The organism is Azospirillum agricola (assembly GCF_017876095.1).
Taxonomy (GTDB): Bacteria; Pseudomonadota; Alphaproteobacteria; order Azospirillales; family Azospirillaceae; genus Azospirillum; species Azospirillum agricola.
The window spans coordinates 47,713-68,164 of record NZ_JAGINM010000025.1; the positions used below are offsets into that span (position 1 = coordinate 47,713).

Here is a 20,452-nt window from a genome sequence, read left to right on the forward strand (position 1 = left end):
GTCAGCGCGCGCCGGCCTGGCGCAGCAGGCTGGTCACGCGGGCGTTGCGGCCGTCCTCGGCCCAGTTCATCGCCGTGCGCCCGGTGAAGTCGGAGCGGTCCACCTTGGCCCCGCCCTTCAGCAGCCGGTCGACGAGGTCGGCCCGGCCGCCGCGCGCGGCGGCCATCAGCGGGGTCATCCCCTCGCGGTTGTCCTGGTCGACCTTGGCGCCCTTCTTCAGCAGCAGGTCGAGGATCTCGAAATGCCCGCCCTCCACCGCCGCCAGCAGCGGCGTGTTGCCGGCCTTGTCGGCGCGGTTGACGTTGGCGCCGCCGTCCAGCAGCGTGCCGACGATCGACGGGTTCCCCGCGATGACCGAGGTCAGCAGGGCGGTGCGCCCGTGGATGTCGGTCTGGTTGGGGTTGTCGCCCCGCAGCAGCGCCGACTTCAGCTTGGACAGGTCGCCCTGGTTCACCGCCTGCATGACGCCGGTGTCCTGGAACAGGCTGATCTGGGCATGGGCCGGGACATGGGCCGAAACGCTCAGCCCGGCGGCGAACAGGCACGCAATCAGCAGCCGTTTCATGGCGGGTGTCCTTCCTTGACAGCGAGATGGGCCGGATACTAGCCAAAAGGGCCGACCCTCAAAAGGATCTATGCTCGGCCGCCCGGTCTTTTCCACCCTCGCCCGACGGACATCATGCCGCGCAACCCGCTCGCCCGTCACATCGCGCTGTTCCTGCTGGTCAAGGCCGCGCTGATCGCGCTCGGCCTCTGGTGGTTCCTGGCCTCCATGCCGGAGCCGCGCGGCGCGGCACCGCCGCCGCCCGCCGCCGCCGGGAAGCCCTGACGGAACCTCCGTGCGTCCGGCGGGTTGGATTCGGGCCGTTGGATTCGGGCCGACGGAACGAGCACGCGAACGGAGGGGTGGAAGCATGGCCGACAGCACCGACACCAACCAGACGATCGATTCCAGCGCCTGGACGGGCGAGGCGGAGGCCGGCGGAGCGGCGCCGCGCGGCAGCGTCCGCGAGGCGGTCGCCGTCTTCGACAGCCGCGATTCCCTCCAGCAGGCCATCGACGACCTGACGATGGCCGGCTTCCAGCGCCACGAGCTGAGCCTGCTCGCCAACGACCAGACCATCCGCGACCGGCTGGGCCATGTCCCGCAACAGGTCGAGGATCTGGCCCACGACCCCGACGCCCCGCGCCAGTCCTTCGTCTCGCCGGAGGACATCGGCAGCGGCAAGGGCGTCGCCGTCGGCTTCCCCGCCTATGTCGGCGCCATCCTGGCGACCGGAGCCGTGCTGGCGACCGGCGGCACCGCGCTGGCCGCGGCGGCGGCGGCGGCGGCGGCCGGGGTGGGCAGCGGCGCGGCCGGCTCCTACCTGTCGCAATGGCTGACCGACAAGCGCAACGAGCCGATGCTCCAGCACCTCGACAAGGGCGGCATCCTGCTGTGGGTCAACATCGGCGACGCGGCGCGCGAGCGGGCGGCGGTCGAGATCCTGAACCGCCACGCCGTCCGCCCGGCCGAGGTCCACGAGGTCGCCCAGGCCGGGTCCGACTGAGTCCGCCAGCAGCCCTGCCGGGTGCCGGAGAAGCCCTGCGGAGCGCGCCGGGCAGCCCATTGACCCACGTCATGGGTGCGCGGCGCGCCCTTGCGCTATGGTCCGGGGATCGCATCCGGAGATCCCCCCTTGGACGCCCTGTCGCTGCTGCAAGACGGCCTCAACCACTGCGCCCTGGTCATCGACCGCGACGGCGGCTTCCTGCTGGCCCTGCTGTCGGCCGGGCTGGTCGGCGGCGCCACCCATTGCAGCGGCATGTGCGGCCCCTTCGTGCTGGCCCAGGTGTCCGCCCGGCTGGAGCATGTCCCGGCGGCGCGCATGTCGGAGCTCCACCGCCTGACCGGGGCGGCCGTTCTTCCCTACCATCTCGGGCGCGGGACGACCTACGCGCTGATCGGCGCGGTCGCCGCCTCGGTCGCCGGCCATGTCGGCGCCCTGCCCGGCCTGCGCTGGCTGTCGGTCGGGCTTCTGGCCTTCGCCGCGCTGTTCTTCCTCGGCTACGCGGCGAAGAGCCTGGCGGCGTGGCTGCCCCGGCTCCGGATCGCATCCGGCGCGCCGGTCCAGCGCTGGTGGGGCGACCGGGTGTCGCGCCTCGCCCGCCCGCTGTTCGGCAACCCGACGGGGTGGCGCGGCTACGGGCTGGGGGTGGCGCTCGGCTTCATCCCCTGCGGGCTTCTCTACGGCGCGGTCGCCGTCGCGGCGGCCAGCGGCAGCGCGCTGACCGGCGCGCTCGGCATGGCCGCCTTCGCCGTCGGCACGGTGCCGGGCCTGCTGGCGGTCGGTCTCGCCGGGCACCTCGCCGGGCGGACCTGGAGGACGGCGGTCGCCCGCGTCGCGCCGGCGATCATGCTGGTCAACGCGGGCGTGCTCGGCTGGATGGCCTGGAAGCTGGTCGCCTGACCCCTTTCCTCCGGACCCGGTGCGCAAAGCTTTGCCCTTGGTGAGCGGCGCTCCCCGGTGTACACCTGCCCCTCATGAAGGCGAGCCCAAGTACCACCTGCATCCCGCTCTCACGCGCCTGACGCGGAGAGCGTGAACGCGAGCGGCCTAGCAAGGTTGCCCGCGCTGGTCGCCTGCGCCCACGCGCAGGCGGGACGCCGCCGGTTCGGCGCCTCACACGCAGTGAGTGGCTCACATGGAAAACGTCTTCGAAAGCCCGTTCAAGGGCATCCCTCTGGAAAAGCAGGTTACCAACCCGAACATCATCGTCGGCCGGTACAGCTATTATTCCGGCTATTATCATGGCCACGGTTTCGATGACTGCGCCCGCTTCCTTCTGCCGGACGAAGGCGTCGACAGGCTGGTGATCGGCAGCTTCTGCTCGATCGGGTCCGGCGCGGCGTTCATCATGGCGGGCAACCAGGGCCACCGGAACGACTGGATCAGCACCTTTCCCTTCTTCTGGATGCCCGAGGCGCCGGCATTCGCCGGCGCGCGGAACGGCTATCGGCCGGCGGGCGACACGGTGGTCGGCAACGACGTCTGGATCGGCTCGGAGGCGATCGTCATGCCCGGCGTCACCATCGGCGACGGCGCCGTGATCGGCACGAGGTCGCTGGTGACGCGGGACGTCGAGCCCTACGCCATCGTGGGCGGCAACCCGGCCAGGGTGATCCGGAAACGCTTCGACGACGGCCTCGTCGCGTTGCTTCTCGAGATGAAATGGTGGGACTGGTCCGACGACCAGTTGCGGGGCGCCATGCCGATCCTGACCAGCGGCGACGTCGCGGCGCTTCACCGTCACTGGCAAGACGCGATCGAGCGCAGTTGACGCGGCCGTGCCCGCTCCGCTCCCGTTCGGCCGGGAGCCGGGCGGGCACAACCGGCACCGGCGGGCGTCCGCTGGGAAACGGAGCGGCCAAACGGAACGGTGGTTTCCGCCCGAATCCTCAGTGCGTCGCCCGCCCTCCCCTCAACGCCTGCCCGAGCGGGATTTCGCCGCTGCCCGGCTTGAGGGGCTGCTGCTGGCTTTCGTGCGGCGACCAGCCGGCCAGATAGAGGATCTGGAAGGTCACCGGGATGCGCCCGTCCGGCTCGGCGTACAGCTCGGCGTAGCGCCGCGCCGCGTCGAACAGCAGCCCGCGCGTCGCCGGAACCTTGCGGCGGGCCAGCACCGTGTTCGTCTCGCCCATGCCGCGCAGCTCGCGCATCAGGGCGAAGGCGTCGGAGTAGGTGACGGTCAGCGTGTCGCTGTCCACCACCGGCAGGGCGAAGCCGGCGCGCTGGAGCAGGCCGCCGGCGTCCTTGATCTCGGCGAAGGGCGACACGCGCGGCGACACGCCGCCGGCCTGTTCGAGTTCCGCCTCGTACAGGCAGCGGCGCAGCTCGAACAGGGTCTCCCCGCCCAGCATGGCGCCGCAGAAGAAACCGTCCGGCTTCAGCGCCTGACGGATCTGCACCAGCGCGCCCGGCAGGTCGTTGACCCAGTGAAGGCTGAGGTTGCTCACCACCAGATCGAAGCTGCCGGGGGCGAAGGGCAGGAACTCCTCGTCGGCGGCGATTCCGCGCGCCACCCGCGCGAAGCCCGGCGACAGGTCGCAGGCGACGAGACGCTCGATCCCCTTGCGCCCGGCCAGCGCCCGGCCGACCGCCCCGTCGTGGCAGCCGACGTCGAGCGCCATCGGGAAGGGACGCAGCACATCCTCCAGCCGGTCGGCCAGACGCTCCGCGACCTCGTCGAACAGGAAGGAATGGTTGGTGAATTCGGAGACGGCGCGGTCGCGGCGGCGGCGAACGAGCGCGCGGTCGAAGACGGTCATGCTGTCGGAACTGGCCATGGCCGCACTATACCCCAGCGCCGACGGGCGACAACCGTGCTACCATGGGACACCCCCACCTTCACCGACCGGCAGGGATGCGGATTCGCATGGGCATCGAGGAAGCCATCGGCGTCACCTACGAGGCGCTGATCGTCATCATCAAGATCACCTTCCCGGCGCTGGCGATCACCACCGCGCTCGCCGCGATCCTGACCATCTTCCAGTCGGTGACCAACATCAACGAGGCCTCGATCCAGCAGGATCTGAAGCTGTTCACGACGCTGGCCATCCTGTTCGTCACCGGCCCGGCGATCTTCATCGCGCTGCGCGACTACACGCTGCTGATCTTCGAACGCATCGCCATGCTGCAATAGCCGGCGCGGGCCCTCGCCCATGCCCATGCCGACCATGCCGGCGCTCCGCCGCCTCGCCGCCGCCGCGTCCGGCGCCCTGCTCGACGCGCTGCTGCCGCCGCGCTGCCTGTGCTGCGGCACGGCGGTGGACCGGCAGGGCGGCCTTTGCCCCGGCTGCTGGAGCGGCCTGAGCTTCATCGCCCCGCCCTTCTGCGCCCGCTGCGGCCTGCCCTTCGAGTACGCGGCGCAGGAGGGCAACGTCTGCGGCGCCTGTCTGGCCGCCCCGCCGGCCTTCGCCCGCGCCCGCGCCGTGCTGGTCTACGACGACGGCAGCCGCCCCCTGGTCCTGGGTTTCAAGCACGGCGACCGCATCCACGCCGCCGACGCCTATGGAGGCTGGCTCGCCCGCGCCGGCAAGGAGCTGCTGGCCGACGCCGACCTGCTGGCCCCGGTCCCGCTGCACCGGGGCCGCCTGTTCCGCCGCCGCTACAACCAGGCCGCCCTGCTGGCGCAGGCGCTCGCGAAGCGGTGCGGCGTCCCGGCCGTCCCCGACCTGCTGCTGCGCCAGCGCGCCACCCCGACCCAGGGCGGGCTGAACCGCGAGGGCCGGCACCGCAACGTCCGGGGCGCCTTCCGCCTGCGCTGCGGCCCGGCGTCGGTGGAAGGGAAGCGGGTGGTGCTGGTGGACGACGTGCTGACCACCGGGGCGACGCTGGCCGAATGCGCACGGGTTCTGGGGCGGGCGGGGGCGGCGCGGGTCGACGTCCTGACGCTCGCCCGCGTGGTCAAGGAGAGCTGAGAACGGGGTGGGAGGGCCGCGGCAACAAGGCGGCGGGACGGCATGGCAGACCGGCGGCGCGGCGTCCGGCGCGACGTCTGGTGCCCCGGGGGTGTTGATCCTATAGTTTGTTCCAACACCCCCCAGGAGCCAAGCCCATGGCCGAAATCGTCATCTACACCACGCCCTTCTGCCCCTACTGCTCGCGGGCCAAGAGCCTGTTGCAGAGCAAGGGCGTCCAGTACGAGGAGATCGACCTCTACGTCCAGCCCGGCCGCCGCAGCGAGATGATCGAGCGCGCCGAGGGCCGCACCACCGTCCCGCAGATCTTCATCGACGGCCGGCCCTACGGCGGCAGCGACGACATCCACGCGCTGGACCGCGCCGGCAAGCTCAACCCGCTGCTCGGCCTGCCGGCATGAGCGGCGTGCTGAAGGCCGCCTGCGTCCAGGTCAACGCGGGCACCGAGCTTGAGCCGAATCTGGCGGCGGCGGGCGATCTGGTCCGCCGGGCGCGCGACGCCGGCGCCGACTTCATCGCTCTGCCGGAAAATGTCGGCTGGATCGTCCAGGGCCGCGCCAAGACGATGGCGCGGGTGAAAAGCGAGGCCGAACACCCCGGCGTGCCCTTCTTCGCCGGTCTGGCGCGCGAGACCGGAGCGTGGCTGCTGTCCGGCACCCTGCACGTCCTGCTCGACGAGCAGCGGGTCGCCAACCGCAGCTATCTGTTCGACCCGCGTGGCCGCGCCGTCGCACACTACGACAAGATCCACATGTTCGACGTCGACCTGAAGGACGGCGAGAGCTACCGCGAATCGGCGACCTTCCGGCCCGGCGAGCGCGCGGTGGTCGCCGCCACCCCCTGGGGCGGCGTCGGCATGACCATCTGCTACGACGTGCGCTTTCCCTACCTGCACCGCGCGCTGGCCAAGGCCGGGGCCTCGATCCTGACCGCGCCGGCCGCCTTCACGGTGCCGACCGGCCGGGCGCACTGGCACACGCTGCTGCGCGCCCGCGCCATCGAGACCGGCTGCTTCGTGATCGCCCCGGCGCAGACCGGCACCCACGACGAGGGGCGCCAGACCTACGGCCACTCGCTGATCGTCGCCCCCTGGGGCGAGGTGCTGGCCGATGCCGGGGAGGAGGTCGGCTTCGTCGTCGCCGACCTCGACATGGCGCGGGTCGAGGAGGCCCGCCGCATGGTGCCGGCGCTGACCCACGACCGCGGCTTCGAGGTCGTGCGCGAGGGCTTCTGAGCCGGCGCGGGCGCTTACGATGCGGGCAGCGGCCTCGGTTCCGGATCGCCCCCGGACCCGGTGTCCAGACCGGCGCCGGGGGCGAGGTCGTTGACCGCGCAGAGCCGCTGCACCACCGCCGCCTTCGGCGACGCGACCTCCCCCTGCTCGAAACCGACGACCTGGAGCCGGCCGCGCGCCAGCTCCAGCAGTTCGCCGCTGCGCAGCAGGAAGGCCGGCGAGGACGGGCGGCCGAAGCGGGCGTTGCCGACCGCGAAGGTCTCGTAGAGCAGCACGCCGCCCGGCTCCAGCGCGTCGAGCAGGCGCGGCAGCAGGGGACGGTGCAGGTAGTTGGTGACGACGATCCCGGCGAAGCGGCGGTCCGCCGGCAGGGGCCAGGAATTCCCGGCCTCCGGATCGGCCTCCAGATCGGTTTCGAGCAGTTCGACCCCGGCGGCGCCGGCCAGATCGGCGACCCCGCGCAGGTCGCGATCGAGCCCGACCACCGGATGGCCAAGGCCATGGAACAGCCGCAGATGCCGGCCCGACCCGCAGGCCACATCCAGCACGGCGCCGCCCGCCGTCACCAGCGGCGCGAACCGGACCACCCAGGGCGAGGGCGGCGTCAGGGCGGCGTGCGGCGAAGGGGTCGGCATGGCGGCGGGGCGTCCTTAGTCGCGGTCCGTGGTCCATGGTCCATGGTCCATGGCCCGCAAGGATGTTTCGAAATCGAACGGCATGTCGTTTGACGGCGCGCGTCCGGCGTGCTGAATTAAGCCGTTTTCGGACCGGGCCGCAACCCGGCCCGGCTTTTTCGTGTGACCGTCAGGAAGTTGGGTGGGGACATGATCCTCTTCGCGTTGAAATGCACGGCCGAGCATCGCTTCGAAGCGTGGTTCCGCAACGGCGCCGCCTACGAGGAGCAGGCCGCATCCCACCAGATCGCCTGCCCGGTCTGCGGCGACACCCTCATCACCAAGGCCCCGATGGCGCCGCGCATCGCCAAGGGCGTCGCCAAGGCCGCCGACCGCAACCGCCCGCCGGAGGACGCAGCCCAGCCGACCGCCGAGTCGGCGCCGCCAGCCGCCCGGCCCGCCGCCCAGCTGCCGGTTCCGGCCCCCGCCGCGCTGCCCGCCCCGGCCGATGTCGTCGCCTCCCTGCCGCCCTCGCTGAACGACGCCCAGCGCGAGGCGGTGGCCGAGGTGATGCGCCAGCTCGCCGAGGTCCGCCGCACGGTGGAGAAGAACTGCGACTATGTCGGCGACCGTTTCGCCGAGGAGGCCCGCCGCATCCATTACGGCGAGACCGATCCGCGCGGCATCTACGGCGAGGCCTCGTCCGACGAGGTCGAGGAACTGCATGAGGAAGGTGTGGCATTTCACCGCATCCCCTGGCTGCCGCGCACCGATTCCTGACGCCCTCCCGCGTCGGCGCGGGTTGATTCCACCCGAAACCATTTGAAAAGCCGACTGTTTGCAAGGCGTCCCCGGGAACGGGGACGCCTTTCGCGCATCCGCGCCCGCCCATGCCGCCGGAGCCCGCCCACCGACCAAGGTCGGGGGTGCACCCAACAGTGATCTGTATCAAACAATTGGGTGGATCAAGGGCGTACGTAAGGACGGTACAGCCCGAGTGTCTTAAAGGACCGTCGAACAATCGCTCGGCACTCGCGAGGGGACGCACTATGAGTCAAAACGCACAACGGATTGTAAACAATCCAAAATTCCAGGAGCTGATCGCCAAGCGGTCGGCCTTCGCCTGGACGCTGTCGATCGCCATGCTTGTCATCTACTTTGGTTTCGTTCTGCTGGTGGCCTTCGGGAAGGGTTTTCTCGGCACGCCCATCGGTTCCGGCGTGACCACCTGGGGCATTCCCATCGGCGTCTTCACCATCGTCTCCGCCTTCATCCTGACCGGCATCTATGTCCGGCGGGCGAACGGCGAGTTCGACGAGCTGAACCGCCAGATCCTGGAGGAGTCGAAGTGATGCGCGCCATCAACCGCATCGCCGCCGCGACCGCAGCGGCCGGCGCCCTGCTTCCCGTCACCGCCTTCGCGGACGCCATCGGCGGCGCCGTGCAGAAGCAGGCGACGAACTGGGAAGCCATCATCATGTTCCTGATCTTCGTGGTGGCCACGCTGGGCATCACGTATTGGGCGGCGCGCCGGACGAAATCGGCGAAGGACTTCTACGCGGCCGGCGGCGGCATCACCGGCTTCCAGAACGGTCTGGCCATCGCCGGCGACTACATGTCGGCGGCCTCCTTCCTCGGCATCGCCGGCCTCGTCTACGCCTCGGGCTTCGACGGGCTGATCTACTCGGTGGGCTGGCTGGTCGGCTGGCCGATCATCCTGTTCCTGGTCGCGGAACGCCTGCGCAACCTCGGCAAGTACACCTTCGCCGACGTCGCCTCCTACCGCTTCCAGCAGATGCCGATCCGCACGATGGCGGCCTGCGGCTCGCTGGCGACCGTCACCTTCTACCTGATCGCCCAGATGGTCGGCGCCGGCAAGCTGATCCAGCTGCTGTTCGGCCTCGACTACATCGTCGCGGTGATCCTGGTCGGCGTGCTGATGATCGGCTACGTGACCTTCGGCGGCATGCTGGCGACGACCTGGGTGCAGATCATCAAGGCGGTGATGCTGCTGTCGGGCGCCTCCTTCATGGCCTTCATGATCCTGGCCCAGTTCAACTTCAGCCCCGAGGCGATGTTCAAGGCCGCCGTCGACGTCCACCCGAAGGGTCTGGCGATCATGTCGCCGGGCGCCCTCGTCACCGACCCGATCTCGGCGATCTCGCTGGGCATGGCGCTGATGTTCGGCACCGCCGGCCTGCCGCACATCCTGATGCGCTTCTTCACGGTGTCGGACGCCAAGGAGGCCCGCAAGTCGGTCTTCTACGCCACGGGCTTCATCGGCTACTTCTACATCCTGACCTTCATCATCGGCTTCGGCGCGATCCTGATGATCCTGCGCCCCGACGCCACCGGCGCCTATCCCTTCCTGACGGCGGCCCCGGCGGCCGGCGCCAAGGCGGTGGTCACCAGCATCATCGGCGGCACCAACATGGCGGCCATCCACACCGCCAACGCGGTCGGCGGCTCGCTGTTCTACGGCTTCATCTCGGCGGTCGCCTTCGCCACCATCCTGGCGGTGGTCGCCGGCCTGACGCTGGCCGGCGCCTCGGCGGTCTCCCATGACCTCTACGCCTCGGTCTTCGCCAAGGGCCGCGCCACCGAAGCGGACGAGATCCGCGTGTCGAAGATCACCACGGTGGTCATCGGCATCGTCTCGATCTTCCTCGGCGTCGCCTTCGAGAACCAGAACGTGGCCTTCATGGTCGGCCTCGCCTTCGTCATCGCGGCCTCGGCGAACTTCCCGATCCTGCTGATGTCGATGTTCTGGGGCAAGATGACCACGCGGGGCGCCGTCATCGGCGGTGCGCTCGGCCTGGTCTCGGCGGTCACGCTGCTGATCCTCGGCCCGACCGTGTGGAAGGCCGTGCTGGGTCACCCGGAAGCGATCTTCCCGTACGACAACCCCGGCTTCTTCACCATCCCGCTGTCCTTCATCGCGATCTGGTTCTTCTCGATCACCGACAACAGCGAGACCGCGAAGAACGAGCGCCGCGCCTTCGAGGCCCAGTACATCCGGTCGCAGACCGGCCTGGGCGCGGAGGGTGCCTCGGCCCACTAAGAAACCACGCGGCCCCCGCGCCGCACGCCAATTGTCGCACCCGCTTTCGCGCCCTGCGGGGCGGGTGTAGCCTGAAGCGCCCCTGGACCATCCGGGGGCGTCTTTTTTTGCCCGATCGCTTTCGCCCGACACTCGCGCAACCTCGCCACCGACGGAGCGGGCCGCTTGTCCGACACTTCTTCCGGCACCTCGTCCTCCACCGATCCGGCAGCCTTCGACTTCGGCCTGCCGCCCTTCGACCTGCTGACCGCCGGGGAGCGCGAGGGGCTGGCGTCGGCGCTCGACATCGGGATCTACGCCAAGGGGCGCCCCCTGCTGACCCGCGACGAGCCGGTCGACGCCCTGTTCGTCGTGCTGCGCGGGTCGGTGCTGGAGCGCCACGGCGGCGAGGTCGCGGCGCTGCACGGGCCGGGCGACCGCTTCGACCTGGCGGCGCTCTACGGCGCCGGTCCGGCGCGCGGCTTCGTCGCGGCGGAGGACACGGTCTGCCACCTGATCCCGCGCCCGGCGCTGGAGGCGGCGGCCCGCGACAACCCGGCCTTCGGCGCCGCCGTGCTCGGCGCCTTCGCCCAGCGCATGAGCGACCTCGCCGGCGAGCGCTCCAACCGCGAGATGGCGGCGCTGACCATGGCCCGCATCCGGCAGGCCTACCTGCACCCGCCGCTGTTCGTCCCCGGCACCGCCAGCCTGCGCGACGCCGCCGACGCCATGAAGCGCGGCAAGGCGAGCAGCGTGCTGGTCCGCGACTCCGGACCGGAGGGGGAACGCATCGGCATCCTGACCGGCACCGACCTGCGCGACCTCGTGGTGCTGGAGGGACGGCCGGTGGACGAGCCGGTCGGGCCGCTGGCCCGCTACGGGCTGCTGACGCTCGACCGCGACGACCTGCTGTTCAACGCGCTGGTGCTGATGACCAAGCACGCGGTGCGCCGAATCGTCGTGACCGAGAACGGCGCCGTCGTCGGCCTGCTGGGCCAAAGCGACCTGCTGGCGGTGCTGTCCAACCATTCCCAGGTCATCGGCCTCCAGGTCGAGCACGCCACCGATCCCGAGGATCTGCGCCGCGCCAGCCTGTCGACCGTCGAGCTGATCCGCGCGCTGCACGCCACCGGGGTGAAGGTCGCCTTCATCGCCGATCTGGTGACCGAGCTGAACCGCCGCATCTTCCGCAAGCTGTTCGAGCTGCTGGCCCCGCCCGACCTGCTGGCGAACTCCTGCCTGATCGTGATGGGCAGCGAGGGGCGCGGCGAGCAGCTGCTGAAGACCGACCAGGACAACGGGCTGATCCTGCGCGACGGCTACCATTGCCCCGATCTGCCACGCATCGCCGCCGACTTCAGCCGGCATCTCGTGGCCTTCGGCTACCCGCCCTGCCCCGGCGGCATCATGGTCTCCAACCCGGACTGGACCCGGCCGCTCGCCGCCTACAAGGACGCGATCTTCCACTGGATCCACCGCCCGGACGAGGCGGCGCAGATGAACCTCGCCATCTTCTACGACGCCGCCGCCGTGGCCGGCGATCCGGCGCTGCTCGACGAGGCCAAGGGCTACCTGCTGGGCCGTTTGCAGGACAACCAGATGTTCTTCACCCATTTCGCCCGGCCGACGCTGGCCTTCGACACGCCGTCGGGCCTGTTCGCCGCGCTGTTCGAGCGGCGCCGGGCCGAGCCGGTCGACATCAAGAAGGCCGGCATCTTCCCCATCGTCCACGGCGTCCGCGCCCTGGCGCTGGAAAAACGCATGACGGAGACCAACACGGTGGCCCGCATCTGGGCGCTGGCCGAGCTGGGCGCGCTCGACCGCAAGCTGGCCGGCGATCTGGCGGAGGCCTTCGCCATCCTCTCCACCATCCGCCTGAAGGCGCGGGTCGATTCCCCGGCCGACGGCGAAACGGGGACGGAACTCGCCATCGACAACCTCGTCCGCCTGGAAACCCTGGGCAAGCTCGACCGCGACCAGTTCAAGGACTGCCTGGCGCTGGTGAAGAGCTTCAAGGACACCATCGCCTATCACTTCCGCCTGAACCACTGAGGGGCCGGCGATGCCGACCACCGCCATTTCGGCCGCCGGCAGCGCCGCCGCCAGCACCGCCACGCGGCCCGAGGACCGCATCGCCCTCCATTGCGAGGCGACCAGCTTCGACGCCGCCAGCGCCCAGCCGCTGCGGGTCGTCGCCCTGCGCATCCGTGGCGAGCGCATCCTGACCGGGCAGGCCCTCGACCTGCGGCCCGGCGTGGACGGGTCCGCCGCCATGGTCGGCGAGCGGCTGCGGCGCTTCGTCGCCGACCGCCCGCTGGTCGGCTATTTCCTGGATTTCTCCGTCGCGATGGCGGAGCGGCTGACCGGCACGCCGCTGCCCAACGAGCGCGTCGAGGTGTCCGGCCTCTATTACGACCGCAAGGTCCGCAGCGCCTCGAAAAGCGCCGTCGATCTGCGGCTGGACAGCCTGATCCGCGACCTCGGCCTGCCGGTACGCGCCGAGGACGCGCGCGGCGCGGCGCTGGCCGCCGCAATGGCGTGGCTGACGCTGACCCGCGACGAGCGCTGACGGCGTCGCAGGGCGCGCCGCACACGAACGTCGGCACCAGACACATTTCCGCAAAGATTGCCGGGTACCATTCGCTCACAAAGATGGTGTGGCATACAATCCTTTATACGGATAGTTTCCGATTGCCGGCGCGACCCGTTCCGCCGCGCGCATCGGTGACGACGCCGAAACCGGCCAGAACACCGAACCGATTAAGAACACCGAACCGACAAGAACAACGAACTGGGAGTACACGCACATGCGCTTCAAGACCGCCCTGGCGCTGGGCGCCACCGCCGCCGCCCTGCTGGCCGGCGCCGCCACGGCGCAGGCACAGATTTCCGGCGACGCGGTGAAGATCGGCCTGCTGACCGACATGACCGGCGCCTATTCCGACGTCGCCGGGCCGGGCGCCATCGCCGCGGCGAAGCTCGCCATCGACGACATGGGCGGCAAGGTCGCCGGCAAGCCGATCGTGCTGCTGACCGCCGACCACCAGAACAAGGCCGACATCGCCGCCAACAAGGCCCGCGAATGGGCCGACACCGAGAAGGTCGACGTCTTCGCGGAGCTGGTGACGACCTCGGTCGCGCTGGCGGTCAACGAGATCGCCAAGACCAACAACAAAATCAGCCTGATCTCCGGAACCGCCTCTTCGCGCATCACCAACCAGGACTGCTTCAAGGGCGGCATCCACTGGACCTACGACACCTACGCCATGGCCATCGGCACCGGCAGCGCCGTGGTGCAGGAGGGTGGCAAGAGCTGGTACTTCCTGACCGCCGACTACGCCTTCGGCCAGAATTTGCAGGACGACGTGTCGAAGGTGGTGAAGGCCAGCGGCGGCACGGTGGTCGGTTCGGTCAAGCATCCCTTCCCGGCGTCCGACTTCTCGTCCTTCCTGCTCCAGGCCCAGGCGTCGAAGGCGAACGTCATCGGTCTCGCCAACGCCGGCGCCGACACCATCAACGCCATCAAGGCCGCCAAGGAGTTCGGCATCGTCGAGGCCGGGCAGCGGCTGGCCGGCCTGCTGGTCTTCATCTCCGACATCCACTCGCTGGGTCTGGAGACCGCCAAGGGGCTGAACCTGACGACCGGCTTCTACTGGGACTTCGACGACAAGACCCGCGCCTGGTCCAAGCGCTTCTTCGAGAAGACCGGCAAGATGCCGACCATGGTGCAGGCCGGTGTCTACTCCTCGCTGATGCATTACTTCAAGGCGGTCGAGGCGACCGGCACCGACGACACCGACACGGTGGTCGCCAAGATGAAGGAGACCAAGGTCGATGACTTCTTCGCCCGCAACGGCCGCATCCGCGAGGATGGCCGCATGGTCCACGACATGTATCTGGCCCAGGTGAAGAGCCCGGCGGACTCGAAGGCGCCGTGGGACTATTACAAGATCCTGCGCACCATCCCGGCCGAGGAGGCGTTCCTGCCCATCGCCGACAGCCAGTGCCCGCTGGTCAAGAAGTAAGGCGGACAAGCGGAAGCCGGAGGGGGGAAGCCGGAGGGGAGGAGCCTACTCCTCCCCGTCCTCCACCGGCTTCTGTTCGCCGCGGATGCGGCGGCGTCGGTCGGCGCTGCGCATGATCTGCCGGCCGTGCCGGTGCGCCGACGGGGCCTCCAGCGGGCCGCCCGGCCGCACCGGACGCTCGGCGAAGCGGCCCAGCGAGATCATGCGGTCGTACATCACCAGCGCCCCGGCGACGCCGACGTTGATGCAGAAGGCCATCGGGATCTTCACCACGAAGTCGCAGCGCTCGATCAGCGGCTGCGACAGGCTGGCGCGCTCCGGCCCCAGCACATAGGCGGCGCGGCTCGGGTGGCGGAAGCTGGGCAGCTCGATGGCGTCGTCGGTCAGCTCGACCCCGACCAGCGCGCAGTCCCTGGGCAGGGTGAGGTCGGCGACCCGGTCGTGAACGTAGAGCGGCAGGTGCATCGTCGCGCCCGAGGTGTCGACCAGCTTGGTTTCCCGCAGGTCGGGCTCCGGGTCGATGGCGAAGAAGAAGGAGGCGCCGAAGGCGTGGGCGGTGCGCATCAGGTTGCCGACATTGCCGGGCTTGCTGATGCGTTCGACGCCGATGGCGAAATAGCCGCGCATGAAGGGAACCGTGCAACAGAGGTAAGGATAGGGCGGGCGGGAGCTTGCCTCGCGGGACCGGCGGAGGCAAGCTTGCCGCCATGACCCACGATCATTCCTCCTGCTGCGGCGGCCACGACCACGGGCATGCCCACGGCCACGACCATGACCATACCCATCCCGCCACCGGCGCCGCCGACCTGTCGGGCCCGGCCGAAAGCCCCATCGTCGTCGAGGTGACGCGCGGCGCCATGGTGGAATCCGTCCACCGCGCCCGCGCCTGCATCGTCGACGCCGCCGGCCATGTGCTGGCCCGCTGGGGCGACATCGACGCGCCGGTCTACCCGCGCTCGGCCATCAAGTCGCTCCAGGCGATTCCGCTGGTGGAGAGCGGGGCGCTCGACGCCTTCGGGCTGGGCGACGAGGAGCTGGCGCTCGCCTGCTCCTCGCACAACGGCGAGGTCGCGCACACCAGCCGGGTCGCGGCCTGGATCGCCCGCGTCGGGTTGAGCGTCGACGACTACGAGTGCGGGGCGCAGATCCCCTACGACCCCGACACCGCCGCCGCCCTGGTCCGCGCCGGCGAGGCGCCGACCGCCTTCCACAACAACTGCTCGGGCAAGCACGCCGGCTTCCTGACCACCGCCCGCCACAAGGGCGAGCCGACCAGGGGCTATGTCCGCTTCGACCACCCGGTGCAGCAGCGAATCCTCGGCGTGATGGAGCAGATGACCGGGCAGGATCTGTCGCGGGCCCCGTGGGGCGTCGACGGTTGCTCGATTCCGACCATCGGCATCCCGCTCGGCGCCATCGCCTACGCCATGGCGCGCATCGCCGATCCGGTCGACCTGCCCGACGCGCGGGCCGAGGCGGTGACCCGCATCGCCGCCGCCTGGGGCGCGCATCCCTACCTGATCAGCGGCAAGGACACCTTCGACACCGCGATGATGCAGGCGTCGGACGGCCGCGTCCTGGTCAAGGGCGGTGCCGAGGGCGTCGGCTGCGTCGTGTTTCCCCAGTCCGGAATCGGCATCGCGCTGAAGATCGAGGACGGCGGCGCCCGCGCCCGCGAGGTGGCGCTGGCGGCGCTGATCCGCTCGACCAACGCGCTGACCGAGGAGCAGTGGAAGCGCGCCGCCGGCCTGCTGGCGACGCCGATCACCAACCGCGCCGGGCTGGAGGTCGGGACGATCCGCGCCGCCGGGAACTGGCCGGCGGCGTCCTGACGGCAGCGTCCTGACGGCAACGTCCCCACGGCACTTCGGCCCTCTCCGGAACTCCGCAAGCGCGATCAAGCCGGACCGGGATAGGGTCGCGGGACTGGAGGCGCCCGACGATGAGCACGACGCTGACGAGCATGACATCGGCCGGCGGGCCGGCCAAACCCGACACGCGGCTGGACTATGGACGGCGGATCGAACGGGTGGCGGCGCACATCCCCGCCCATCTCGACGACCCGCTGGACCTGGAGCGGCTGTCGGAAATCGCCTGCTTCTCGCCCTACCACTTCCACCGCATCTACCGGGCGATGACTGGGGAGACGGTGGCGGACACCCTGCGCCGCCAGCGCCTGCACCGCGCGGCGGGGGAACTGGTCCAGGGCCGGGGGACAGGGATCACCGGCATCGCCCGGCGGGCCGGCTATGGCAGCGTTGCGGCCTTCACGCGCGCCTTCACCCAGGTCTACGGCGTTCCCCCGGCCGCCTACCGCCGCCGGGGGCATCTGACGCCGTTCGCCTGGCCCCACACCAGAACGGAGGATGCCATGCAGACCGTCACCATCGAGAACCAGCCGGCGCTCCACCTGACCGGCTTTGACCACCGCGGCCCCTATATGGAGATCAGCGCCGCCTTCGACCGCATGCTCGCCTGGGCGGCCGGGCGCGGCCTGATCGGGCCGGGCGCGCGCAGCGCCGCCATCTATTACGACGATCCGGAATCGGTGGCCCCGGAGGCGCTGCGCTCCTTCGCCGGGCTGGTGACGGCCCCCGACCGGATAGCCGACGGCGGAGCGCGCTCGGTGACGCTTCCCGCCGGCCGCTACGCCGTCCTCGTCCATAAGGGTCCCTACGCGGAGCTTGGGGGAGTCTACCGCCGCCTCTACCGCGACTGGCTCCCGGCCAGCGGCCATGTCCCGGCCGACCAGCCCTGCTACGAGGAATATCTCAACGACCCGCGCGGCCTGCCGCCGGAGGAGTGGCTGACGCGGATCTGCGTGCCGCTGGGGTAAGGCTGACGCTGGACGGGAGCGGCCTCCACCAATCCCAGGCGTCGAAGGACACGGATGAACACGGATGCGGGCTTCGCCCGCGCACCGATCGCGGATGGGCCACCGTCATCCGTGTTCATCCGATCCATCCGTGTCTTCCTTGCATGTCTCGTCCCACACGACACGGCGCCAGGACTGCCAACCAGCCGGGACGGGTGCTAAGGTCCCACCCGTCCGCCCCCTCCCGCGAGCCTCCGCCCATGAGCATCGACGACCTGCGCGCCCAGTACGAGGCCTACCCCTACCCGGCGCGCGACCCGGCCGACGAGAAGAAGCGCCTGATCACCGGCTCGCCCAGCCATCTCGACGAGGTTGTCCATTACGTCTTCGGCGGACGGCTCGACCGCTCGCGGCCGCTGCGCGCGCTGGTCGCCGGCGGCGGCACCGGCGACGGCGCGATCATGCTGGCCCAGCAGCTCGCCGACGCCGGCGACGCCGGCCACGTCACCTACCTCGACCTGTCCGACGCCAGCCGCGCCATCGCCGAGGCGCGGGCGGCGGCGCGCGGCCTGACCAACATCGCGTTCCGGCGCGGCTCCCTGCTGGAACTGGATGGCCTCGGGCCGTTCGACTACATCGACTGCTGCGGCGTGCTGCACCATCTGGACGATCCGGCGGCGGGGCTGCGCTCGCTGGCGGGCGCGCTGGCGCCGGGCGGCGGGATCGGCATGATGGTCTACGCGCCGCTCGGCCGCACCGGCGTCTACCCGATGCAGGAGGCGCTGCGCGGCATGACCGAGGGTCTGCCACCCGCGGAGAAGGTGGCGCTGGCCCGCCGGCTGATCCAGCATCTGCCGGCCTCCAACTGGCTGCTCAACAACCCCTTCGTCGGCGACCACCGGCAGGCCGACGCCAACCTCTACGATTTGCTGCTGCATTCCTGCGACCGGCCCTACAGCGTCGGCGAGCTGGCTGCCCTGGCCGACAGCGCCGGGCTCGCCGTCGGCGCGCTGATCGACCCGGCGCGCTACGAGCCCGCGACCTGGATCAAGGATCCGCGCATCCTCAAGCGGCTCGACGGGATGTCCTGGCTGGAGCGCGCGGCCTGGACCGAGCGGATCACCGGCGGCATGACCAAGCACATCGCCTATCTGCTGCGCCCGGCCGACCTCGCCGGAGCGATCGCCCGGCCCGACGGGCCCGACGTCGTGCCGGTGCTGCGCGACCTCGACGGCGCGGCGCTCGCCAGGTCCATGCCGCCCGGCGGCAGCCTGGAGGTGGAGTTGCAGGGCGTCTTCGTGGCGCTTCCCCTGCCCCGCCTCGCCGGTCCGATCCTGGCGCGGGCGGACGGCCGGACGACGCTGGGGGAGATCCACGCCGCCGTCGCCGCGACCGCCGGCGTCACCTGGGACGCCTTTCTCGTGCAGTTCCAGCAGCTCTTCAAGGCCCTGGGCGGGGTGGGAAAGATGCACCTGCGCCGCTGACGGCCGATCCCGAAAATCCCAAGGCCCAAAAGCGAAAGGCCGCCGGGGGAAGCCCCGGCGGCCTTTCGTCCGTCCAAGCCTTGCGGGCTTAGTGGATGCTCTCGCCGTGCAGGGCGAGGTCGAGACCGTCGCGCTCGACGTCCTCGTCGACGCGCAGGCCCATCACCACGTCGATCACCTTCAGGATGATGAAGCTGGCGATGCCCGAGTACACGATGGTGGCGACGATGCCGTAGAGCTGCGTCACGACCTGGCCGGCGTTGCCTTCCAGCAGACCGGCGGTGCCGCCGATGGCTTCCTGGGCGAAGACGCCGGTCAGGACGGCGCCGACGATGCCGCCGATGCCGTGCACGCCGAAAGCGTCCAGCGAGTCGTCATAGCCGAGAGCGCGCTTCAGGCCGGTGGCGCCCCAGTAGCAGACGATGCCGGCGACCACGCCGATGACCAGCGCGCCCATCGGACCGACGAAGCCCGAGGCCGGGGTGATGGCGACCAGACCGGCGACGGCGCCCGAGATGATGCCCAGCACCGAGGGCTTGCCCTTGATGACCCACTCGGCGAACAGCCAGCTGAGAGCGGCGGCGGAGGCGGCGATCTGCGTGACCAGCATGGCCATGCCCGCACGGCCGTCGGCGGCGGCGGCCGAACCGGCGTTGAAGCCGAACCAGCCGACCCACAGCATGGCGGCGCCGACGAGGCTCAGCACGAGGTTGTGCGGAGCGAAGTTCTCCTTCGGGTAGCCCTTGCGCTTGCCGAGCACGATGGCGGCGACCAGACCGGCGACGCCAGCGTTGATGTGCACCACGGTGCCGCCGGCGTAGTCGAGCACGCCGTCGCCCGCCAGATAGCCGCCCGGACCCCAGACCCAGTGGGTGATCGGCGCGTAGACCAGCAGCGACCAGACGGTCATGAACACCAGCATGGAGGAGAACTTCATGCGGTCGGCGAAGGCGCCGGTGATGAGCGCCGGGGTGATGATGGCGAAGGTCATCTGGAAGGTGATGAAGACCGTCTCCGGGATCACGCCGGTCAGGCTGTCCTTGGTCAGGCCGTTCAGCAGCACCTTGCTGAGGCCGCCGAAATACGGGGTGCCCTCGGTGAAGGCGATGCTGTAGCCGGCGACGATCCACAGGATCGACATCAGGCAGCAGATCGCGAAGCTCTGCATGACCGTGGACAGCACGTTCATCTTGCGGACCATGCCGCCGTAGAACAGGGCCAGACCCGGAATGGTCATGAACAGGACCAGGACCGTCGACATCAGCATCCAGGCGGTGTCACCGGGGCTGAGCGTCGGTGCCGGCGCGGCGGCGGCCGCGTCCTGGGCGAGGGCGTCGGTGGGCACGCCGGCCACCAGGCCCAGGGCAACCGCCATCATGGGTGCGGCCAGAAGGAACAGACGGTTCATCGAGGCTCCTCATTTCTTCAAAATCGCTCCCGCCCCTCGCGGCGTCCATCCGAAGCCTTGCCGAATGGACGCCGCGAGGGGCGACCCCGTCCCGGTCGCCCCGTCCCCGGCGAAGACGGGGCGGCGGACGGGACCAAGGACGTCCCAACCTCTACAAGAAGCGTGCCAGCCGAAAATGGCGGGGAATCGTCAGGGTTGTCGAAGCCCCGGCCCCCCGATCGGGCATCCCCTTTCGAGTCGCGGGGCTGCTTTGCCCAGAAAAAAGGCAGGCATCGCTCTGGCCAAAGGAAAGCAATTTTCGGGTTTTTGATCCTTGAAACACCGCCGCTGCGCCACGTCGCGTCCCGGTCAGGCTTCTTTTTCAGCGGATG

At 70.3% G+C, this 20,452-nt stretch carries 22 protein-coding genes; 17 read left to right on the forward strand and 5 right to left on the reverse strand.

Annotation, left to right across the window (positions count from 1 at the left end; genetic code table 11):
• Window position 1: 1 nt before the first annotated feature.
• Window positions 2–565 (reverse strand): ankyrin repeat domain-containing protein, encoded by a 564-nt coding sequence (locus J2847_RS28030; protein ID WP_209782041.1) that lies wholly within the window; start codon window positions 563–565, stop codon window positions 2–4.
• Between the two features lie 114 nt (window positions 566–679).
• Between J2847_RS28030 and J2847_RS28035 the strand changes: the two genes are divergently transcribed.
• From J2847_RS28035 to catB, 4 genes are all read left to right on the forward strand, one after another.
• A complete protein-coding gene (locus J2847_RS28035) occupies window positions 680–829 on the forward strand; it encodes a hypothetical protein (protein WP_179166197.1) in 150 nt (49 codons plus the stop codon).
• Between the two features lie 85 nt (window positions 830–914).
• On the forward strand, window positions 915–1,550 hold the full coding sequence (locus tag J2847_RS28040; protein ID WP_209782042.1) for a hypothetical protein: 636 nt from the start codon (window positions 915–917) through the stop codon (window positions 1,548–1,550).
• A gap of 129 nt (window positions 1,551–1,679) precedes the next feature.
• Window positions 1,680–2,450 (forward strand): sulfite exporter TauE/SafE family protein, encoded by a 771-nt coding sequence (locus J2847_RS28045; RefSeq protein WP_209782043.1) that lies wholly within the window; start codon window positions 1,680–1,682, stop codon window positions 2,448–2,450.
• Window positions 2,451–2,685: 235 nt separating this feature from the next.
• Window positions 2,686–3,321: a type B chloramphenicol O-acetyltransferase gene (catB, locus tag J2847_RS28050; RefSeq protein ID WP_209782044.1), complete on the forward strand. Its 636-nt coding sequence runs from the start codon at window positions 2,686–2,688 to the stop codon at window positions 3,319–3,321.
• Window positions 3,322–3,439: 118 nt separating this feature from the next.
• On the opposite strand, the gene J2847_RS28055 is transcribed toward catB, so the two are convergent.
• A complete protein-coding gene (locus J2847_RS28055) occupies window positions 3,440–4,327 on the reverse strand; it encodes a methyltransferase domain-containing protein (protein ID WP_209782045.1) in 888 nt (295 codons plus the stop codon).
• A gap of 89 nt (window positions 4,328–4,416) precedes the next feature.
• Between J2847_RS28055 and J2847_RS28060 the strand changes: the two genes are divergently transcribed.
• From J2847_RS28060 to J2847_RS28075, 4 genes are all read left to right on the forward strand, one after another.
• A complete protein-coding gene (locus J2847_RS28060; protein ID WP_085555694.1) occupies window positions 4,417–4,683 on the forward strand; it encodes a flagellar biosynthetic protein FliQ in 267 nt (88 codons plus the stop codon).
• Window positions 4,684–4,702: 19 nt separating this feature from the next.
• Window positions 4,703–5,461 (forward strand): ComF family protein, encoded by a 759-nt coding sequence (locus tag J2847_RS28065; protein ID WP_233474844.1) that lies wholly within the window; start codon window positions 4,703–4,705, stop codon window positions 5,459–5,461.
• 137 nt (window positions 5,462–5,598) lie between these two features.
• Entirely contained in the window at window positions 5,599–5,862 is a 264-nt protein-coding gene (gene grxC / locus J2847_RS28070) for a glutaredoxin 3 (RefSeq protein ID WP_209782046.1), read from the forward strand.
• Entirely contained in the window at window positions 5,859–6,695 is an 837-nt protein-coding gene (locus tag J2847_RS28075; protein ID WP_209782047.1) for a carbon-nitrogen hydrolase family protein, read from the forward strand. The genes grxC and J2847_RS28075 overlap by 4 nt, the downstream gene beginning before the upstream one ends.
• Window positions 6,696–6,709: 14 nt before the next feature.
• On the opposite strand, the gene J2847_RS28080 is transcribed toward J2847_RS28075, so the two are convergent.
• Window positions 6,710–7,330 (reverse strand): class I SAM-dependent methyltransferase, encoded by a 621-nt coding sequence (locus J2847_RS28080; protein ID WP_209782048.1) that lies wholly within the window; start codon window positions 7,328–7,330, stop codon window positions 6,710–6,712.
• Between the two features lie 189 nt (window positions 7,331–7,519).
• Between J2847_RS28080 and J2847_RS28085 the strand changes: the two genes are divergently transcribed.
• The 6 genes from J2847_RS28085 to J2847_RS28110 all read left to right on the forward strand — a co-directional run bounded on the left by J2847_RS28085 (window position 7,520) and on the right by J2847_RS28110 (window position 14,374).
• Window positions 7,520–8,089 (forward strand): DUF1178 family protein, encoded by a 570-nt coding sequence (locus tag J2847_RS28085; RefSeq protein WP_209782049.1) that lies wholly within the window; start codon window positions 7,520–7,522, stop codon window positions 8,087–8,089.
• Between the two features lie 269 nt (window positions 8,090–8,358).
• The gene (locus J2847_RS28090) at window positions 8,359–8,661 is read left to right on the forward strand and encodes a DUF485 domain-containing protein (RefSeq protein WP_085555689.1); all 303 of its coding nucleotides are present in this window, start codon (window positions 8,359–8,361) and stop codon (window positions 8,659–8,661) included.
• Window positions 8,661–10,370 (forward strand): cation acetate symporter, encoded by a 1,710-nt coding sequence (locus J2847_RS28095; RefSeq protein WP_209782050.1) that lies wholly within the window; start codon window positions 8,661–8,663, stop codon window positions 10,368–10,370. The genes J2847_RS28090 and J2847_RS28095 overlap by 1 nt, the downstream gene beginning before the upstream one ends.
• Window positions 10,371–10,535: 165 nt before the next feature.
• The gene (locus J2847_RS28100) at window positions 10,536–12,401 is read left to right on the forward strand and encodes a DUF294 nucleotidyltransferase-like domain-containing protein (protein ID WP_209782051.1); all 1,866 of its coding nucleotides are present in this window, start codon (window positions 10,536–10,538) and stop codon (window positions 12,399–12,401) included.
• 10 nt (window positions 12,402–12,411) lie between these two features.
• Window positions 12,412–12,918, forward strand: coding sequence for a 3'-5' exonuclease family protein (locus J2847_RS28105; protein ID WP_211114875.1), 507 nt, complete (start codon window positions 12,412–12,414; stop codon window positions 12,916–12,918).
• A gap of 238 nt (window positions 12,919–13,156) precedes the next feature.
• A complete protein-coding gene (locus J2847_RS28110) occupies window positions 13,157–14,374 on the forward strand; it encodes an ABC transporter substrate-binding protein (protein ID WP_209782052.1) in 1,218 nt (405 codons plus the stop codon).
• Window positions 14,375–14,419: 45 nt separating this feature from the next.
• On the opposite strand, the gene J2847_RS28115 is transcribed toward J2847_RS28110, so the two are convergent.
• On the reverse strand, window positions 14,420–15,001 hold the full coding sequence (locus tag J2847_RS28115; RefSeq protein WP_209782053.1) for an RNA methyltransferase: 582 nt from the start codon (window positions 14,999–15,001) through the stop codon (window positions 14,420–14,422).
• Window positions 15,002–15,081: 80 nt separating this feature from the next.
• Here J2847_RS28115 and J2847_RS28120 point away from each other — a divergent pair, with 80 nt between their 5' ends.
• From J2847_RS28120 to J2847_RS28130, 3 genes are all read left to right on the forward strand, one after another.
• Window positions 15,082–16,206: an asparaginase gene (locus tag J2847_RS28120; RefSeq protein WP_209782054.1), complete on the forward strand. Its 1,125-nt coding sequence runs from the start codon at window positions 15,082–15,084 to the stop codon at window positions 16,204–16,206.
• A 110-nt stretch (window positions 16,207–16,316) separates the two neighbouring features.
• Window positions 16,317–17,210 (forward strand): AraC family transcriptional regulator, encoded by an 894-nt coding sequence (locus J2847_RS28125; protein ID WP_209782055.1) that lies wholly within the window; start codon window positions 16,317–16,319, stop codon window positions 17,208–17,210.
• A gap of 239 nt (window positions 17,211–17,449) precedes the next feature.
• Complete coding sequence (locus tag J2847_RS28130) at window positions 17,450–18,673, forward strand: class I SAM-dependent methyltransferase (protein ID WP_209782056.1); 1,224 nt, start codon at window positions 17,450–17,452, stop codon at window positions 18,671–18,673.
• A gap of 88 nt (window positions 18,674–18,761) precedes the next feature.
• Here J2847_RS28130 and J2847_RS28135 read toward each other — a convergent pair whose 3' ends face one another.
• A complete protein-coding gene (locus tag J2847_RS28135) occupies window positions 18,762–20,081 on the reverse strand; it encodes an ammonium transporter (protein ID WP_085555682.1) in 1,320 nt (439 codons plus the stop codon).
• Window positions 20,082–20,452 lie beyond the last annotated feature (371 nt).

Excerpts from the sequence above, each read along its gene's own strand:
- J2847_RS28055 (WP_209782045.1), bottom strand. The coding sequence starts at position 4,327 with ATGGCCAGTTCCGACAGCATGACCGTCTTCGACCGCGCGCTCGTTCGC.
- J2847_RS28060 (WP_085555694.1), top strand. The coding sequence starts at position 4,417 with ATGGGCATCGAGGAAGCCATCGGCGTCACCTACGAGGCGCTGATCGTC.
- J2847_RS28120 (WP_209782054.1), top strand. The coding sequence starts at position 15,082 with ATGACCCACGATCATTCCTCCTGCTGCGGCGGCCACGACCACGGGCAT.
- J2847_RS28065 (WP_233474844.1), top strand. The coding sequence starts at position 4,703 with ATGCCCATGCCGACCATGCCGGCGCTCCGCCGCCTCGCCGCCGCCGCG.
- J2847_RS28110 (WP_209782052.1), top strand. The coding sequence starts at position 13,157 with ATGCGCTTCAAGACCGCCCTGGCGCTGGGCGCCACCGCCGCCGCCCTG.
- J2847_RS28115 (WP_209782053.1), bottom strand. The coding sequence starts at position 15,001 with ATGCGCGGCTATTTCGCCATCGGCGTCGAACGCATCAGCAAGCCCGGC.
- J2847_RS28125 (WP_209782055.1), top strand. The coding sequence starts at position 16,317 with ATGAGCACGACGCTGACGAGCATGACATCGGCCGGCGGGCCGGCCAAA.
- J2847_RS28080 (WP_209782048.1), bottom strand. The coding sequence starts at position 7,330 with ATGCCGACCCCTTCGCCGCACGCCGCCCTGACGCCGCCCTCGCCCTGG.
- J2847_RS28035 (WP_179166197.1), top strand. The coding sequence starts at position 680 with ATGCCGCGCAACCCGCTCGCCCGTCACATCGCGCTGTTCCTGCTGGTC.
- grxC (WP_209782046.1), top strand. The coding sequence starts at position 5,599 with ATGGCCGAAATCGTCATCTACACCACGCCCTTCTGCCCCTACTGCTCG.
- J2847_RS28090 (WP_085555689.1), top strand. The coding sequence starts at position 8,359 with ATGAGTCAAAACGCACAACGGATTGTAAACAATCCAAAATTCCAGGAG.
- J2847_RS28030 (WP_209782041.1), bottom strand. The coding sequence starts at position 565 with ATGAAACGGCTGCTGATTGCGTGCCTGTTCGCCGCCGGGCTGAGCGTT.
- J2847_RS28130 (WP_209782056.1), top strand. The coding sequence starts at position 17,450 with ATGAGCATCGACGACCTGCGCGCCCAGTACGAGGCCTACCCCTACCCG.
- J2847_RS28105 (WP_211114875.1), top strand. The coding sequence starts at position 12,412 with ATGCCGACCACCGCCATTTCGGCCGCCGGCAGCGCCGCCGCCAGCACC.
- J2847_RS28085 (WP_209782049.1), top strand. The coding sequence starts at position 7,520 with ATGATCCTCTTCGCGTTGAAATGCACGGCCGAGCATCGCTTCGAAGCG.
- J2847_RS28075 (WP_209782047.1), top strand. The coding sequence starts at position 5,859 with ATGAGCGGCGTGCTGAAGGCCGCCTGCGTCCAGGTCAACGCGGGCACC.
- J2847_RS28135 (WP_085555682.1), bottom strand. The coding sequence starts at position 20,081 with ATGAACCGTCTGTTCCTTCTGGCCGCACCCATGATGGCGGTTGCCCTG.
- catB (WP_209782044.1), top strand. The coding sequence starts at position 2,686 with ATGGAAAACGTCTTCGAAAGCCCGTTCAAGGGCATCCCTCTGGAAAAG.
- J2847_RS28040 (WP_209782042.1), top strand. The coding sequence starts at position 915 with ATGGCCGACAGCACCGACACCAACCAGACGATCGATTCCAGCGCCTGG.
- J2847_RS28095 (WP_209782050.1), top strand. The coding sequence starts at position 8,661 with ATGCGCGCCATCAACCGCATCGCCGCCGCGACCGCAGCGGCCGGCGCC.